Annotated in this window: 12 protein-coding genes and 1 tRNA gene; 3 read left to right on the top strand and 10 right to left on the bottom strand. The window is 66.3% G+C overall.

The genetic code is table 11. From position 1 onward, the window contains the following. Window positions 1-26 precede the first annotated feature (26 nt). Entirely contained in the window at window positions 27-1,142 is a 1,116-nt protein-coding gene (locus tag AB2N08_RS05125; protein ID WP_367609554.1) for a succinylglutamate desuccinylase/aspartoacylase family protein, read from the top strand. Here the strand turns inward: AB2N08_RS05125 and AB2N08_RS05120 are convergent. From AB2N08_RS05120 to AB2N08_RS05105, 4 genes are all read right to left on the bottom strand, one after another. After that, on the bottom strand, window positions 1,114-1,788 hold the full coding sequence (locus AB2N08_RS05120; RefSeq protein WP_367609553.1) for a DUF6064 family protein: 675 nt from the start codon (window positions 1,786-1,788) through the stop codon (window positions 1,114-1,116). The genes AB2N08_RS05125 and AB2N08_RS05120 overlap by 29 nt on opposite strands. After that, window positions 1,785-2,708, bottom strand: a complete 924-nt coding sequence (locus AB2N08_RS05115; protein WP_367609552.1) for an aldo/keto reductase — start codon at window positions 2,706-2,708, stop codon at window positions 1,785-1,787. The genes AB2N08_RS05120 and AB2N08_RS05115 overlap by 4 nt, the downstream gene beginning before the upstream one ends. 72 nt (window positions 2,709-2,780) lie before the next feature. Next, a complete protein-coding gene (locus AB2N08_RS05110) occupies window positions 2,781-3,785 on the bottom strand; it encodes an aldo/keto reductase (protein ID WP_367609551.1) in 1,005 nt (334 codons plus the stop codon). A 39-nt stretch (window positions 3,786-3,824) separates the two neighbouring features. Beyond that, complete coding sequence (locus AB2N08_RS05105) at window positions 3,825-4,379, bottom strand: TetR/AcrR family transcriptional regulator (RefSeq protein ID WP_367609550.1); 555 nt, start codon at window positions 4,377-4,379, stop codon at window positions 3,825-3,827. Window positions 4,380-4,537: 158 nt separating this feature from the next. On the opposite strand from AB2N08_RS05105, the gene AB2N08_RS05100 reads away from it, so the two are divergent. Both AB2N08_RS05100 and AB2N08_RS05095 read left to right on the top strand, forming a co-directional pair. Beyond that, window positions 4,538-5,326 (top strand): SDR family NAD(P)-dependent oxidoreductase, encoded by a 789-nt coding sequence (locus tag AB2N08_RS05100; protein ID WP_367609549.1) that lies wholly within the window; start codon window positions 4,538-4,540, stop codon window positions 5,324-5,326. 26 nt (window positions 5,327-5,352) lie between these two features. Then, a complete protein-coding gene (locus AB2N08_RS05095; protein ID WP_367609548.1) occupies window positions 5,353-6,354 on the top strand; it encodes an NADP-dependent oxidoreductase in 1,002 nt (333 codons plus the stop codon). Between the two features lie 32 nt (window positions 6,355-6,386). On the opposite strand, the gene AB2N08_RS05090 is transcribed toward AB2N08_RS05095, so the two are convergent. The 6 genes from AB2N08_RS05090 to AB2N08_RS05065 all read right to left on the bottom strand — a co-directional run bounded on the left by AB2N08_RS05090 (window position 6,387) and on the right by AB2N08_RS05065 (window position 14,307). Then, window positions 6,387-6,460, bottom strand: a tRNA-Gly gene (locus AB2N08_RS05090). A gap of 71 nt (window positions 6,461-6,531) precedes the next feature. Continuing rightward, window positions 6,532-7,560, bottom strand: coding sequence for a TraB/GumN family protein (locus tag AB2N08_RS05085; RefSeq protein WP_367609547.1), 1,029 nt, complete (start codon window positions 7,558-7,560; stop codon window positions 6,532-6,534). A gap of 100 nt (window positions 7,561-7,660) precedes the next feature. After that, window positions 7,661-9,175, bottom strand: a complete 1,515-nt coding sequence (locus AB2N08_RS05080; RefSeq protein WP_367609852.1) for a UdgX family uracil-DNA binding protein — start codon at window positions 9,173-9,175, stop codon at window positions 7,661-7,663. 5 nt (window positions 9,176-9,180) lie between these two features. Next, window positions 9,181-10,410, bottom strand: coding sequence for a putative DNA modification/repair radical SAM protein (locus AB2N08_RS05075; protein WP_367609546.1), 1,230 nt, complete (start codon window positions 10,408-10,410; stop codon window positions 9,181-9,183). 117 nt (window positions 10,411-10,527) lie between these two features. Next, window positions 10,528-12,078: a tetratricopeptide repeat protein gene (locus AB2N08_RS05070; protein WP_367609545.1), complete on the bottom strand. Its 1,551-nt coding sequence runs from the start codon at window positions 12,076-12,078 to the stop codon at window positions 10,528-10,530. A gap of 6 nt (window positions 12,079-12,084) precedes the next feature. Continuing rightward, on the bottom strand, window positions 12,085-14,307 hold the full coding sequence (locus tag AB2N08_RS05065; RefSeq protein WP_370662397.1) for an EAL domain-containing response regulator: 2,223 nt from the start codon (window positions 14,305-14,307) through the stop codon (window positions 12,085-12,087). Window positions 14,308-14,311: the final 4 nt, after the last annotated feature.

Raw genomic sequence — 14,311 nt, 5'->3', positions numbered from 1 at the left:
CACCTCAGCATTGCCGGAGCCTGCCCATGCATTCCACGACCCACCCCATCGCCATCGACGAGCATATCGCCGCCGTCAACCTGACCTCGTTCCACTACGGCGCGCCTGGCAGCGGCAAGAAGGTCTATATCCAGGCCTCGCTGCACGCCGACGAAGTGCCGGCCATGCTGGTCGCGCACGTGCTGCGCCAGGAACTGGAACGCCTGGACGCCGAAGGCCGCATCAAGGGCGAGGTGATCCTGGTGCCGGTGGCCAATCCGATCGGGCTGGCCCAGGTGATCCACGGCGCGCCGTTCGGCCGCTACGACCTGGCGACCGGCACCAACTTCAATCGCGCCTACCGCCACGTGGCGCAGGATGTGAAGGCGGCAGTCGACGGCCGGCTCGGGCAGGACGCCGCCGCCAACGTCGCGCTGATCCGCGAACATGCACGACGCTCGGTCGCCAGCTGGGAGTCTGGCAACGCGACGTCCGTGCTCAAGAAAACGCTGCTCACGATGGCGATCGACGCCGACATCATGCTCGACCTGCACTGCGACACCGAGGCGGTGCTGCACATGTACGCCGGCACACCGCTGGTCGAGGCGGTGCTGCCGCTGGCCGCGCTGATGGAAGCGCGCGTGCTGCTGGTGGCGACGGAATCGGGCGGCGAGCCGTTCGACGAAGCGTGCGGCCGCCTGTGGTGGGACCTGGCGCGCCACTATCCCGACGCCGCGATTCCGCCGGCCTGCGTGGCCGTCACGGTCGAACTGCGGGGCGAGAACGACGTCACGTACGACTACGCCCGCAAGGATACCGACGCGCTTCTGCAATACCTGGCGCACCAGGGCGTGCTCGATATCCCGCTGGGCCACATGCCCGCCTACGCGTGCGCGCCGACGCCCCTTGACGCAGTAGAGCCGCTGGCCGCGCCGCATGCGGGCGTGCTGGTGCTGCGCAAACAGCTTGGGGACCGGGTCGAGGCGGGCGAGGCGATTGCGGATATCGTCAATCCGGTCAGCGGGCAGGTCACGCCGGTGGCCGCGAGTCGGCCAGGGTTGCTGTTTGCGTGCACGGCGCACCGGCACCTGCTGCGCGGGATGCATGTGTGTAAGGTAGCGGGGACGGATTCGTTCAGGATCGGGGATTTGTTGTCGAGCTGATGTCACCGGCGCGGTTGCGCATTAGTCGGGCGAAAATGGCTGAAAGTGCGAGCGCGGGCAGCAGCCACGCGTGGCCGATCTTCAGTGTCATCAGGGTGGCGCCGCTGACCAGGCACCAGCTCACGGGGATCAGCCACAAGATCATGGGTGCCCGCCATGCGAGCAGTACGCCGAGGGTCGCCAAGACCGTTGGATTGGGCGCGATGCCGAAGACTTCCGCCTGGCGCCAGCCGCCGTTGTCGCGAGCAAGCGCCAGCAAGGGATAGGCGAAGACGGCCAGGCCGACGAGACTCAGCGGCATGCGCGTCGCCGCTGCGTTGATCGGCCTTGACGCCATCGCGCCCATGAGCAGTGCCTGCACTGTGAACGCCGCCGCGAACCATGGCGCCGCCGTGTTGATGTCGGCATAGCGCTCCAGGTGATACGCCCACGCGACCCAGCCCCAGGCTGCGGCCAGCACCAGCGCGGCAGTCGTCTGCGCGCGCTGGCTTGGCCGCGCGATGGCGTTGATCACCACCACGCCGGCCACCAGCGCCAGCAGATGCGCAGGCCACATGGTCTCGTTATAGCTCTCGATAAGCCGGTAATAGCTGCGGCTTGAAAACATCAAGAAGTCGAACAGCGAATACGTCCACCACTCGCTCATGCCAGCCTTCCGACATCCTGGGCGATGCGCTTGCGCAGCGCCTCGTCCGGCATGCGGCCGGTGCCGGCCAGCAGATTCTCGCGCACGTGCGCCACGCTCGATGTCGCAGGAATCGCGCACGTGACGGCCGGATGCGCCACGATGAACTTGAGCAGCGCCTGCGCCCAGGTGGTGCAGCCGATATCGGCCGCCCAGCCGGGCAGCGGCTTGCCGGCCAGCGCCTGCGTCAGGTCGCCCTGGCGAAACGGCCGGTTGACGATCACGCCGATCTTGCGCTCGCGCGCCAGCGGCAGGATGCGCTGCTCAACGTCGCGATCGAGCGCGTTGTACGAAATCTGCACGAAGTCGATCGGCTGTGCCGCCATGATTTTCTCGATCTCGGCGTGGCGCCGGCCTTCGGACGTGGTGATGCCGACGTAGCGCAGCCGGCCATCCCGCTTCATCTTGAGCAAGATCGGCAGATGCTCTTCCCACGACAGCAGGTTATGTACCTGCAGCAGATCGAAGCGCGCCACGCGCCACAACTTGCGCGAGGCTTCGGCCTGCGCCACGCCGCGCGCGCCTCCGCTGACCCAGACCTTGTCGGCAGCGAACAGCTTTGTGGGCGTGAGCGCCTGCACCGCTTCGCCGATCACATCCTGGGCCGAGCCGTACATGGGCGACGAATCGACCAGCCTGCCGCCGCCGGCGAAGAACTGGCGCATCACGTCGATCGATTCACGGCGGCCTTGCGGGTCGCGGCCGACGTTGAAGGTGATCCAGCTGCCAAGGCCGATGAGGGGGATGTGTTCGCCGGTCGAGGGGATTGCGCGGGTGAGCAAAGGCGCCGGCGCTGCCTGCAGCGATGGCAGTGCGATCGCGCCTGGGATGGCGAGCAACGACGCCAACAGGCGGCGCCGTGCAGGGCGATGCGGTAGCATGCGGCCTCCTGGCCTGGACTGGACAGCGCAGCATAGCGTAGCCAGGGACCAGGGGGCGCTCCGCTGTGCAGTTCAGGCCACGTCCCGCGGCGGAGCCTCTCCCCATGTCACGGGAACACGCGCCGGCGCGCCAGGGACGATGTTGCTGGCGGCATCCAGTCGGGCCAGCTGCTCGTGCGACAGGTTGATCGTCAGTGCCCCAAGATTGTCAGCCAGGTGCGCCGGCGAACGCGGTCCGATGATCGGTATCGCACCGTGCGAACCGGCCCACGCAATGGCGACCTGGCCCGCACTGGCCCCGACCTCGCCGGCGATCGCCAGCACGGTGTCGAGGATCTGCGTGCGCTGCGCCGAGTTCTCCGGCTGGAACACGCGTCCACCAAAGCCCTCGGCGCGGCCGGTTTCACCCTGCCGGTATTTTCCGGTCAACATGCCACCACCGAGCGGCGACCATGTCACTACGCCCAGGCCCAAGGCCCGGCTGGCGGGGAACAGGTCGGCTTCCGGCACGCGCTGGACCAGGCTGTGCTCGAACTGCGCCGCGGCGATCGGCACGGCGCGGGTCAGCTCGGCCAACGTGACCGCGCGCGCCAGGCGCCAGGCCGCAAAGTTCGACAAGCCGGCGTACACGATCTTGCCGGCGCGTGCCAGGTCGTCGAAGCCACGCACGATCTCGTCGAGCGGCGTGACGCCATCGGGATGGTGGGCCCAGTAGATGTCGATCCGGTCAGTCTTGAGCCGCTTGAGGCTGGCCTCGACCGACGCAATCATCGCGCGTCGGCTATTGCCGGTCACCAGCCGGTTGGCGTTTGGCCCGGCGCCGTTACTGAACTTGGTGGCCAGTACAAAGTCGTCGCGCCGTCCTTGCAGCAAAGTACCAAGCAGTGTTTCGGACTGGCCGGCCTGGTAGGCATCGGCCGTGTCGATGAAATTGCCACCGGCCTCGGCGTAGCCATGCAGGATCGCTTCTGCAGTTGCAGGATCCGCGCCATGCCCCCATCCCGTGCCGAAATTGCCGGTACCAAGCGCCACTTGCGCGACCCGCAGGCCGGTGTTGCCAAAGACGGTGTATTGCATCGCATTCTCCAGGTGGTCCAGATTGGCGCTTGCGCGCTTTCAGCCTGCCCCGGCCAGGATCCGGTCGCGGCACACGGCCAGGATTTCGTCGGCCAGCGGCGAATCATCGGGACAGGCGCGCGACATGACGATCGCGCCCACCATATGGGCAAGCTGGTCGAGCGTGACTGCCCGCGCTGCCGGCTCGGCATCGGCATCGGTCAGTGCAAGCGTGGCGAGCAGACGTTCGATGCCGTCGGCAAAGCTGGTTCGCACCTCATGCGGCTGGCGCGCGGCGTCGCCCCCCAATGCCGCCATCGTACAGCCGGTAGCGCGGGCATCGCGGTGCTGGCGCGACAGGTAGGCCCGCACGAAGTCGGGCCGCGCCGCGCCGACGCTGAGCGCCGCCGTTTGCGCGATCCCGCAGGCTGCCGACTCGGCCATCAGATCGGCTTTGGAACGGAAATGCTTGTAGAAGCCGCCGTGCGTGAAGCCGGCTGCCGCCATCAGGTCAGCCACGCCGACGCCATCGTAGCCGCGCTCGCGAAACAGCGTGGACGCGGTCTCGACGACGTGTGCCCGGTTGGCCTGCGCCTGCGCCTTGGTGACCTTCATGGTGTGATCGCTCCGCCTGGTGATTGCATCAGCCGCCAGTGTACATTGATGTTGACCATCATCAAAGCCTTGACTTTAAAGATTATGATCGTCATTATTAATCCCGTTCCAGCAGGTCGGCATCAGCACCTGCTCAATCCAATGTCAGAGAAACCACCATGACTGCACTTCCTGCCATCCTCATTACCGGCGCATCCAGCGGCATCGGCGCCACCTATGCCGAGCGCCTCGCCCTGCGCGGCCACGATCTCGTGCTCGTCGCGCGCGACCGCGGCCGCCTCGATAGCCTGGCCGCTGGCCTGACGGCGCGCTGCGGCGTGGCGATCGACGTGCTGCAAGCCGACCTGACCGATGCCGACGACCTGGCGCTGGTCGAGGCGCGCCTGCGCGACGATGCCCGCATCGGCATCCTGATCAACAACGCCGGCATGGCCCAGTCGGGCGGCTTCGTGCAGCAAGGCGGCGCCGCGATCGAGCGCCTCGTCGCGCTCAACATCACCGCGCCGACGCGCCTGGCCGCCGCCATCGCGCCGCGCCTGGTGCAGGCCGGCGCCGGGGCCATCGTCAATCTCGGTTCGGTGGTGGGCTTTGCACCTGAATTCGGCATGACGGTGTATGGCGCCAGCAAGGCGTTCGTGCTGTTCATGTCGCAGGGGCTGGCGCACGAACTCGGGCCGCGGGGCGTGTATGTGCAGGCCGTGCTGCCGGCGGCAACCCGCACCGAAATCTGGACGCGCGCCGGGATCGACGTCGCCACGCTGGCCGACATGATGGACGTGGGCGAACTGGTCGACGCCGCGCTGGCGGGATTCGACCGGCGCGAAGCCGTCACCATTCCGCCGCTGCACGTGGCGGCGCGCTGGGACGCCCTCGACGGCGCGCGCCAGCAACTGCTTGGCGACATCCGGCAAGCACAGGCTGCGGAACGATACCGCGCAGTCGCATGATCCTTGACCATGAAAGCCGACCCACGATGAAAGCCTTGACGATCGACCGCTATGGCAAGCAGGCAGACTGCCGGATTCGCGATGTGCCGCAGCCCGAGCCGGGCGCCGACGAGATTTTGGTGCGGGTCCACGCCGCCAGCGTGAACCTGCTCGATGCCAAAATCAAGAATGGCGAGTTCAAGCTGATCCTGCCCTACCGCGTGCCGCTGGTACTGGGCCACGACATCGCCGGCGAGGTCGTGCGCGTCGGGCCGGAGGTACGCCGCTTCAAGCCGGGCGACGAAGTCTTTGCACGACTGGACGACATGCACATCGGCGCCTTCGCCGAATACGCCGCCGTGCGCGAGGGCGCGCTGGCGCACAGGCCGGCCACGCTCAGCATGGAAGAAGCGGCGTCCCTGCCGCTGGTGGCATTGACCGCCTGGCAGGCGCTGGTTGAACTGGCCGGGCTGGCGCCCGGTCAGAAAGTGTTCATCCAGGCCGGCTCGGGCGGCGTCGGCAGCATCGCCATCCAGCTGGCCAAACACCTGGGCGCCTTTGTCGCCACCACGACCAGTACCGGCAACCTCGCCTGGGTGGCGGGGCTGGGCGCCGATCGCGTCATCGACTACACACAGCAGGATTTCGCCGACGTGCTGCGCGACTATGACGTGGTGCTGCACAGCTTGGGCAGCCGCGAACTGCAACGGTCAGTCAAGGTGCTCAAGCCTGGCGGTCGCCTGATCTCGATCTCGGGGCCGCCGACGCCGCAGTTTGCACAGGCGCAAGGCCTGGCCTGGCCACTGCAGCAAGTGCTGCGGCTACTCAGCCACGGTATCCGGCGCGCGGCCAGGCGGCGCGGCATCGACTACACCTTCATGTTCATGCGCGCCGAGGGCGAGCAACTGGCCTGGATCGCAGAGCTGGTCGATGCCAGGCATCTTCGGCCCACGATCGATCGTGTCGTGCCGTTCGAGCAGGCGGCCGAGGCGCTCACCTACGTCGAGCAGGGACGTGCGAAGGGCAAGGTGGTGATCAGGATGCGGTGAAGGGGATTGTGGTGCGGATGATGTGGCAAGGCTGGAGCGGGTGAAGGGAATCGAACCCTCGTCGTAAGCTTGGGAAGCTTCTGCTCTACCATTGAGCTACACCCGCGTTGCCAGCATTCTACGCGCGTTTGGGAAGCTTTGACAAATTCTCAACCCACCTGCGCGCGCAGCCTGCAATCAATCAGGCTGCTCCACCACATACCCCTTCGCCGCCAGCGCCGCGATCACGCCTTTCGGATCGAACACATCGTCGATCGGCAGCATCGCAAACGTCGACGTATTGGCTGCCAGTGCATTCTCGGCCGAGACGAGCCACTTGGCATTGGCGCGCGCTTCCATATTCTTGACCTCGGGTTCGGCATCGAACGCGGCGCTGTTGACCAGGGATTCGAAGCAGGCCTTGCGCTCGGCATGGTTCAAGGCTCGCATGGCGTCGATATCGCCCTTGGCCCAGGCATTGGCGCGCGCGCTGGCGGCGTCGATATCGGCTTCCAGCGTGGCCATCGTCTGCGTCAGGCAAGCGGCATCAGCCAGCGTCGTCTTCTTGAAGTTCTTCAGCAAGGCGCCGGCATTGTCCGACGGAATCACAAAGGTGGACGACGTTTCCGTCAGCTTGTTCTGCTTGACCAGATCCATGACCTTCTTGCGCACGACGTTGCCTGACACCAGCCCAGCTTGCTTGCGCGCCGCTTCCGACAAGGTCTGGGCTGCGAAGATCGGCCGCTCGCGCTCGACGTCGCTGTTAGTCGGAAGGTACTTGGCCTTGAGGGTTCTCCAGCGCGCGTAATCCTCTTGCGGCATCACGTCGCGCAGCTGCGCCCCATCGGGATTCTTGCGCACGCCGATCAGGCTCGGCAGCAAAGTGATCGTCTTGAAGAACCCCGGTTTGATAGTGGCGCCCGGAGGCGCCAAATACTCCTGCGAATTCCTGATGGCGTTTTCGACCTGCTGCGAGCGCCACGCAATATCCTTCGTCAACGGCGCGTAGGTCCCGAAGACCCACAGCACGTGATCGCCCTTCGTCACCTTCCACATGCCTGGGCCGGGGCGCTGGGCGACAACGTGGATCTGTTCAGGAGCCGGCTCGGAACCGTCCGCGACAACGATGCTGGCGGCAGGCGTCGCATCCACCGCATCAAGCGATTGCGCCCGTGCCGGGGCGGCCAACAATGACAGGCAAAGTACTGGAACGACGAGTGCGCGCATGAGACATCCTGTTGTGAAAGTAACCAGAGCTTGCGCCGATTATGACGCTGGATGCTCAGCACCAACAAGGACATTTGAATGCATATGCGCCGTATGGCGATCAGTTGTCCTCTATCCGGTCGACAAGCGACTGCGCCACCCGCAGCCCCTCCACCATCGCCGCAAACGCCGCGTGCTTGGTCGCTTCATCGGGCACGCGCAGCACATACGACGGGTGATAGATCGTCACTACCCACGCATCGCCATGCCGCATCGGCTGCCCGATCTTGTCCTTGAGCGTCACGCTCCCTGTCTGCAGCACCGACTTGAGCGCCGTCGCGCCCATCGCCACGATCACCTTGGGTTTGCGGGTGGCGATTTCTTTTTCGAGCCAGTAATGGCAGGCCTCGATTTCTTTCTGCGCCGGCGTCTTGTGCAGGCGCCGTTTGCCGCGCGGCTCCCACTTGAAATGCTTGACCGCGTTGGTGATGTAGACGCCCTTGCGGTCCACCTCCGCCTGCGCGAATACACGATCGAGCAGCTGCCCGGCCGGGCCGACGAACGGCTGGCCGGACAAATCCTCCTGGTCGCCCGGCTGCTCGCCGACGACCATGATCTGTGCGTGCCCCGGCCCGATGCCGCCGACAGCCTGGGTCGCGTGCTGCCACAATTCGCAGCGCCGGCATTCGTCGAGTTTCGACGGCTGCTCACGGTCGGGCTGCGCTTTCTCGGCGGTGATCGGGATCGTGGTGCCGCCGCGCTGGCCCACCGTCGATACCTGGCCGATACGGCGCGCGCCCAGGCCGGCCTGGCTGACCATCGACGGCACCAGCGCGCCCTCGGGCAGGTTCTTCCAGAAACGCGACGGGATATGGCTTTGCATGACCTGCGTGTTCAGGCGCGCCGGATTGAAGATGCTGCGGTAGTACGTCAGCCACAGCGCCTCGCCGTCGTCTTCCAGGTCAGCGGGGCCCGACATCAGCGGGCCTGCATCGTGCAGCGTGGCGCCGTCCCACAGCACGCTGGCCTCGGGCGTGGCGATCATCCAGGTCATCTTGCCCATGCGCGCGACGAAGTGTTCGGCCACCTGCGGCAGCACATCGTGCGCCGGCTCGAACCAGGCGACAAACTGCGGCGGCCCGGCCTCGAGCGGCCGCTCGCGAAAGCGGATGTAGGCGTGCATGTCGTGCACTTCGCGCCGCACGGATTTGACCATCGTGTGCAGCCGCGCGCCATCGGGATCGGCAGGTGACTGGACATCGTGCTCGCCCTGCTGCCAGCGCCACACCACGCGGTACAGGAAAGCCCAGCGGTCATGGTCGCGGTAGCAGGCGGCGGTTTGCAGCATCTCCATCAGGGAGCGCGGCACTTGCGGCCTTGGCGTGGCCTCAAGCGTGCGTTCGGTGAGTGCCGGCGCGGGTGTCGCAAGCAGATCGCCGCTCGGATGCACCGTCTCCCGTGCTGATGCCGGCGCACTTGAAAATAGGTCGGCGCCGGGCGCGCCCCAGGTCACCGCCTCGGGCGGCACACCGGCGCGCAGCAGGGCGCGCGCCGTGGCGCGCCACTCGACGAACGTCGACACCAGCAGTGGCTGCCCCGCGCGCACTGCGGCGACCGCCTCGCTGGCGGCAACCATGGGATTCACGCGGCCTGCAATTCCGGCCACAAGTTCATCTGCTGCGGCGCGTCGGCCATGTGCTTGCGCAGCAGATCGGAGCTGGTCGCGCCCTGCGCCGGCTTGTAGTCGGCGGTGACGACGAACGGCGCCAGTTTTTTCAGGCTGCAGCGCAGCCGCGACAGATCTTCCCAGCGGATGCGGCGCAGGCGGCGCAGGTCGGCGATGCGCTTGGCGTTGCGCAGGCCGATGCCGGGAATGCGCGCAATCAGCGTCGCATCGACCCGGTTCAGGTCCATCGGAAACTGGTCGCGGTTCGACAGCGCCCAGGCCAGCTTGGGATCGATGTCCAGCGCCAGGTTGCCCGTCTGCGGCATGATCTCGCCCGCCGTGAAGCCATAACTGCGCAGTAAAAAGTCAGCCTGGTACAGGCGGTGCTCGCGCAGCAGCGGCGGCGGCGCAAGGGGCACGCTCTTGGGGCTTTGCGGGATGGGACTGAACGCGGAGTAGTACACGCGCTTGAGCTTATAGCTGCCGTACAGCGTCTCGGCCGTATTGAGGATCGTGTGGTCGTCGCTGGCGTCGGCGCCGACGATCATCTGCGTACTCTGGCCGGCTGGCGCAAATGCGGGCGCCTTGGGTTCTTCGGCCTTTTCATCGAGCTTGCGGCGGATGGAGCCCATCGCCAGCTTGATCGTGTGCACGCTCTTTTCGGGCGCGAGCTTCGTTACGCTGTCGTGCGTGGGCAGCTCGATATTGACCGACAGGCGATCGGCCCAGCGCCCCGCTTCGGTAATGAGCAGCGGATCGGCATCGGGAATCGTCTTGAGGTGGATGTAGCCGCGGAAGTTGTGCACCTCGCGCAGCGTGCGCGCCACCGCCACCAGCTGCTCCATCGTGTAGTCGGCCGACTGGATGATGCCGGAACTGAGGAACAGGCCGTCGATATAGTTGCGCAGGTAAAAATCCTGCGTCAGCTTGACCACTTCGTCGACCGCGAACCGCGCGCGCGGCACGTTCGACGTGCGCCGGTTGATGCAGTACTGGCAGTCGTAGATGCAGAAATTGGTGAGCAGGATCTTGAGCAGCGAGACGCAGCGGCCATCGGGCGTATAGCTGTGGCAGATGCCCATGCCGGTGGTGGCGCCCAGGCCGTCCTTGCCCTCGGAGCCACGCTTGGGCGCACCGCTGCTGGCGCAGGATGCGTCGTACTTGGCCGCGTCGGCCAGGATTTCGAGCTTGTCGTTGAGTTCCATTGGACGCCCGTGGCTGTATGGGCATACAGTATACCGTGGCGCGTCATGACACAGGGTGCGCCCGCCAGGCGTGCGCACGAACCGCCGGTTCAAATCCGGTACGTGTGGCGGGGCAGCTCACGCCAGCAGCAAGCGTTCGGCCAGCGACAACTGCTGTGCATCCATCCGGCGCGCGGTCCGTGCCAGATAATCAAGCGCCGGCCCCACACCGGCGCCACCGGCCCGGTGCAGCCACGCATACGCTTCGACCAGATCGCGCTGCGCGCCCTGCCCCGCCGCATACATCACGCCCAGGTTGAACTGGGCACGCGCATGGCCCTGGCGCGCCGCGCACAGGTACCAGAAATGGGCCGCTTCGTAATCGCGCTCGGCGCCCTTGCCGCAGTCGTAGCGCAGGCCCAGCTCGAACTGCGCCAGCGCGTGCTTCTGCTCGGCGGCCTTGTGGAACCAGTCGGTCGCTTCCGCCGGATCGCCCAGATCGAGCCGGTCGAGCAGCGCGCCCACCATGTACTGGGCCGCCGCGTAACCCTGCGCCGCCGCACGCCGGTACCAGGTCAATGCCTGCATGCCGTCCTGCGCCACGCCCTCGCCATTTTCATGGCGCAGGCCCAGGTTGAACTGCGCGTGCAGATGCCCCTGCTCGGCCGCCTTGCGATACCACTCGGTGGCCTCGACCGGATCCTGTGGGACGCCGTTGCCGGTATCGAGCAACTGCCCGAGATGGTACTGCGCCACCGGCAAGCCCTGCTCGGCCGCGCGGCGGTACCAGATGGCTGCCTGCGCCGCATCCTGCACCACGCCCTGGCCGTGCTCGTGGCGCATGCCCAGGCTGTCCTGCGCGCCCGCGTGGCCCTGCTGCGCGGCGCGCCGGTACCAAGTGGCGGCCAGTGAGTCGTCCTGCGGCACGCCGTGGCCGGTGTCGTACATCAGCGCCAGATTGAACTGCGAGCTGGCATGGCCCTGGATGCCGGCGCGCCCGTACCACAGCATCGCCTGTTCGCCGTCGGCTTCCACGTCCTGGCCCTTGTCGTAGCGCAGCCCCAGATTGAACTGGGCCGGCGCATAGCCCTGCAGCGCGGCCTTGCGCAGCCACTCCAGCGCCTGCGCCGGGTCGCGCGCCACGCCCTGGCCACTGTCGTAGCGCAGGCCCAGGCTGTACTGCGAACGGGAGTAGCCCTGCTCTGCCGCGCAGCGATACCAGCCCAGGGCCGCGTCCTGGTCCTGCGCCACGCCCTTGCCGGTGTCGTACATCATGCCCAGATTGTGCTGGGCGCCCGGTTCACCTTGTTCGGCGGCGAGCTTGAACCAGTGCAGCGCGCGGCCCACGTCCTGCGCCACGCCCTGGCCCTTGGCGTACAGCCAGCCCAGGTTGTACTGGGCCAGCGCATAGCCCTGGCTTGCCGCGCGCTCGTACCAGTGCGCGGCAAGCGCGAAGTCCTGCTCCGCGCCCTGGCCCTTTTGCACCATTACGCCAAGGTTGTACTGGGCCTGCGCCAGGTTGGCTGCCGCCGCGAGGCGGTACCAGCTCACGGCCAGTGCGTCGCTTTGCGCCACGCCCTGGCCATTGACATACATGAAGCCCAGGCTGTGCTGGGCCTCGGCCACGCCGCGCTCGGCCAGCCCTTTTACACGCAAGAACTCAGCACTATAGGAAGGTGCGTCGGGCATGGCGGCTTATGCCAGCACGGCGCGCAGGTTCGATCCGGGCCGGGTGCGCAGCGCCACCATGAAGTCGCCCAGCGAAATCGGGCGGTAGAACAGGTAGCCCTGCATCGTCATGCAGCCGTTGGCGCGCAGGTAGCGCGCCTGTTCTTCGGTCTCGACGCCTTCGGCAATCAGGTTCAGGCCCAGGCCGCGCGCGATCGAGATGATCGCCAGGATGACCGGATAGTGGCCGTCCTCTTCGTGGATCTCTTTCACGAACGACTGGTCGATCTTGATCGTGTGGATCGGGAAGCGGTGCAGGTACGACAGCGACGAGTAGCCGGTGCCGAAGTCGTCGATCGCGATCGACACGCCCAGCTCGCACAGTTTATTGAGCTGCTCGATCGCATACTGCGGGTTGCGGATGCAGATGTTCTCGGTGATCTCCACTTCGATCTGCTGCGGCGAGATCGCATAGCGCGCCAGCGCCCCGCGCATCTTCTCGAAGAAGTCGCCGCGGTCGAGGTATTGCGGCGACAGGTTCAGCGAGAGCCGGATGTCGCTGCCGCCGACGGCGTTCCAGCGCAGCATGTCGCGGCACAGCGCCCCGATCATCCAGTCCGAGATCGGCAGCATCAGGCCATTCTCTTCGGCGAACGGCAAGAATTCGCCGGCCGACAGGCGCCCGCGCGTCGGATGGTTCCAGCGCATCAGCGCCTCAGCGCCGGTGATGTTGCCGGTCATGGCGTCGATCTGCGGCTGGTAGAACATCTCCAGCTCGTCGTGCTCGAGCGCGCGGCGCAGCGCCTGCTCGAGCGCGATCTTCTGGTGCGACACTTCGAGCATCGAGTCGTGATAGAAGCTGTGGCCGTTCTTGCCCAGCGCCTTGACCTGGTACATCGCAATGTCGGCGTGGCGCAGCAGTTCGTCGATCGATTCGCCGTCTTTCGGGTAGATGGCGATGCCGATCGAGGCCGAGATGTGCACTTCGTGGCCATCGAGATCGAACGGCAGTTGCAGGCACTCGAGGAACTTGTCGGCGACCATGCGCGCGTCGTCGTGGCTGAGCAATTCGGGCAGCACGATGGTGAATTCGTCGCCGCCCTGGCGCGCCAGCGTATCGCCCTTGCGCAGGCATTCCTTCAGGCGGCCCGCCGCCTGCTGCAGCAGCTCGTCGCCCTTCACATGGCCCAGCGTGTCGTTCACCAGCTTGAAGCGATCGAGGTCGATGAACATCACCGCGAGTTCGGTCTGCTTGCGCTTGGCCTGGATCACGGCCAGGCCCAGGCGGTCCTTGAACAGGATGCGGTTCGGCAGGTCGGTCAGGATGTCGTGATAGGCCTGATAGGCGATGACTTCTTCGGCGCGCTTGCGGTCGGTGATGTCACGCGCCACGCCATAGGTGCCGAAGAACTCGAGCTTTTTCACTTCCTGGTCCGGCACGTGCATGCCGATCGCGTTGAGCGAAATCGTCATCAACGTCGTGTTGAAGGTGCGGTCGTTGCTGCTGTTGCCATTCCCGCCCCTGCACTTCAGGCGCAGTTCGACGTTGCGCGAGGCGCGTTCGTCGATGCGGCGCTCGTTGAAGACATAGCGCGCGCGCTCCAGGTCTTCTTCGTGCACCACGATCGAGTAATGCTGGCCGATCAGCTCTTCGCGCGCGTAGCCGAGCAGCTGGTAAGCGCGGTCGTTGACGAACGTGAAGCGGCCTTCGTGGTTGAGCGTATAGATGATGTCCGGCGACGAATCCACCAGGTAGCGGTACATCTTCTCGGAGTTCTCGAGCTGGTTCGCGATGCGCGTGTTTTCCAGCGCCAGGCGCCGGCGCTGCAGTGCATTGCTGACGGTCGAGAGCAGCTCTTCGCGGCTGTAAGGCTTGCGCAGGTAGCTGTAGGCGCCGCGCTTGAGCGCGCCGATCGCGGCGTCGATGCCTACTTCGCCGCTCATCACGATCACGTCGGCGTCGATCCCCTTCTCGTTGATGAAGTCCATGATCTCGTGGCCGCCGATATCGGGCAGGCGCAGGTCGAGCAGGACCAGGTCGAAGCGCTGGCGCGACAGCTGCGCCAGCGCTTCGGTGCCCGATGGCGCGGTCACGAGGCGGTAGCCGCGCCCCTGCAGCAATTCGTACAACGAGGACAGCAGGCGGGGTTCGTCGTCGACCAGCAGCAGGCGTGGCTGGCTGTCGGCGTCAAGGGTCGGGGAAAACGGGAGCGGTTCACCAGGGAGCATGGTGGCAGGGTGCGCTTGCATGGTG

Origin of the sequence: Massilia aurea (genome assembly GCF_040790145.1) — a bacterium.
GTDB lineage: Bacteria > Pseudomonadota > Gammaproteobacteria > Burkholderiales > Burkholderiaceae_D > Telluria > Telluria aurea_C.
Note: the sequence above shows the minus strand (reverse complement) of the source record. Positions and strands in the feature narration are given on the sequence as shown.

Excerpts from the sequence above, each read along its gene's own strand:
- AB2N08_RS05125 (WP_367609554.1), top strand. The coding sequence starts at position 27 with ATGCATTCCACGACCCACCCCATCGCCATCGACGAGCATATCGCCGCC.
- AB2N08_RS05120 (WP_367609553.1), bottom strand. The coding sequence starts at position 1,788 with ATGAGCGAGTGGTGGACGTATTCGCTGTTCGACTTCTTGATGTTTTCA.
- AB2N08_RS05115 (WP_367609552.1), bottom strand. The coding sequence starts at position 2,708 with ATGCTACCGCATCGCCCTGCACGGCGCCGCCTGTTGGCGTCGTTGCTC.
- AB2N08_RS05110 (WP_367609551.1), bottom strand. The coding sequence starts at position 3,785 with ATGCAATACACCGTCTTTGGCAACACCGGCCTGCGGGTCGCGCAAGTG.
- AB2N08_RS05105 (WP_367609550.1), bottom strand. The coding sequence starts at position 4,379 with ATGAAGGTCACCAAGGCGCAGGCGCAGGCCAACCGGGCACACGTCGTC.
- AB2N08_RS05100 (WP_367609549.1), top strand. The coding sequence starts at position 4,538 with ATGACTGCACTTCCTGCCATCCTCATTACCGGCGCATCCAGCGGCATC.
- AB2N08_RS05095 (WP_367609548.1), top strand. The coding sequence starts at position 5,353 with ATGAAAGCCTTGACGATCGACCGCTATGGCAAGCAGGCAGACTGCCGG.
- AB2N08_RS05085 (WP_367609547.1), bottom strand. The coding sequence starts at position 7,560 with ATGCGCGCACTCGTCGTTCCAGTACTTTGCCTGTCATTGTTGGCCGCC.
- AB2N08_RS05080 (WP_367609852.1), bottom strand. The coding sequence starts at position 9,175 with ATGGTTGCCGCCAGCGAGGCGGTCGCCGCAGTGCGCGCGGGGCAGCCA.
- AB2N08_RS05075 (WP_367609546.1), bottom strand. The coding sequence starts at position 10,410 with ATGGAACTCAACGACAAGCTCGAAATCCTGGCCGACGCGGCCAAGTAC.
- AB2N08_RS05070 (WP_367609545.1), bottom strand. The coding sequence starts at position 12,078 with ATGCCCGACGCACCTTCCTATAGTGCTGAGTTCTTGCGTGTAAAAGGG.
- AB2N08_RS05065 (WP_370662397.1), bottom strand. The coding sequence starts at position 14,307 with ATGCAAGCGCACCCTGCCACCATGCTCCCTGGTGAACCGCTCCCGTTT.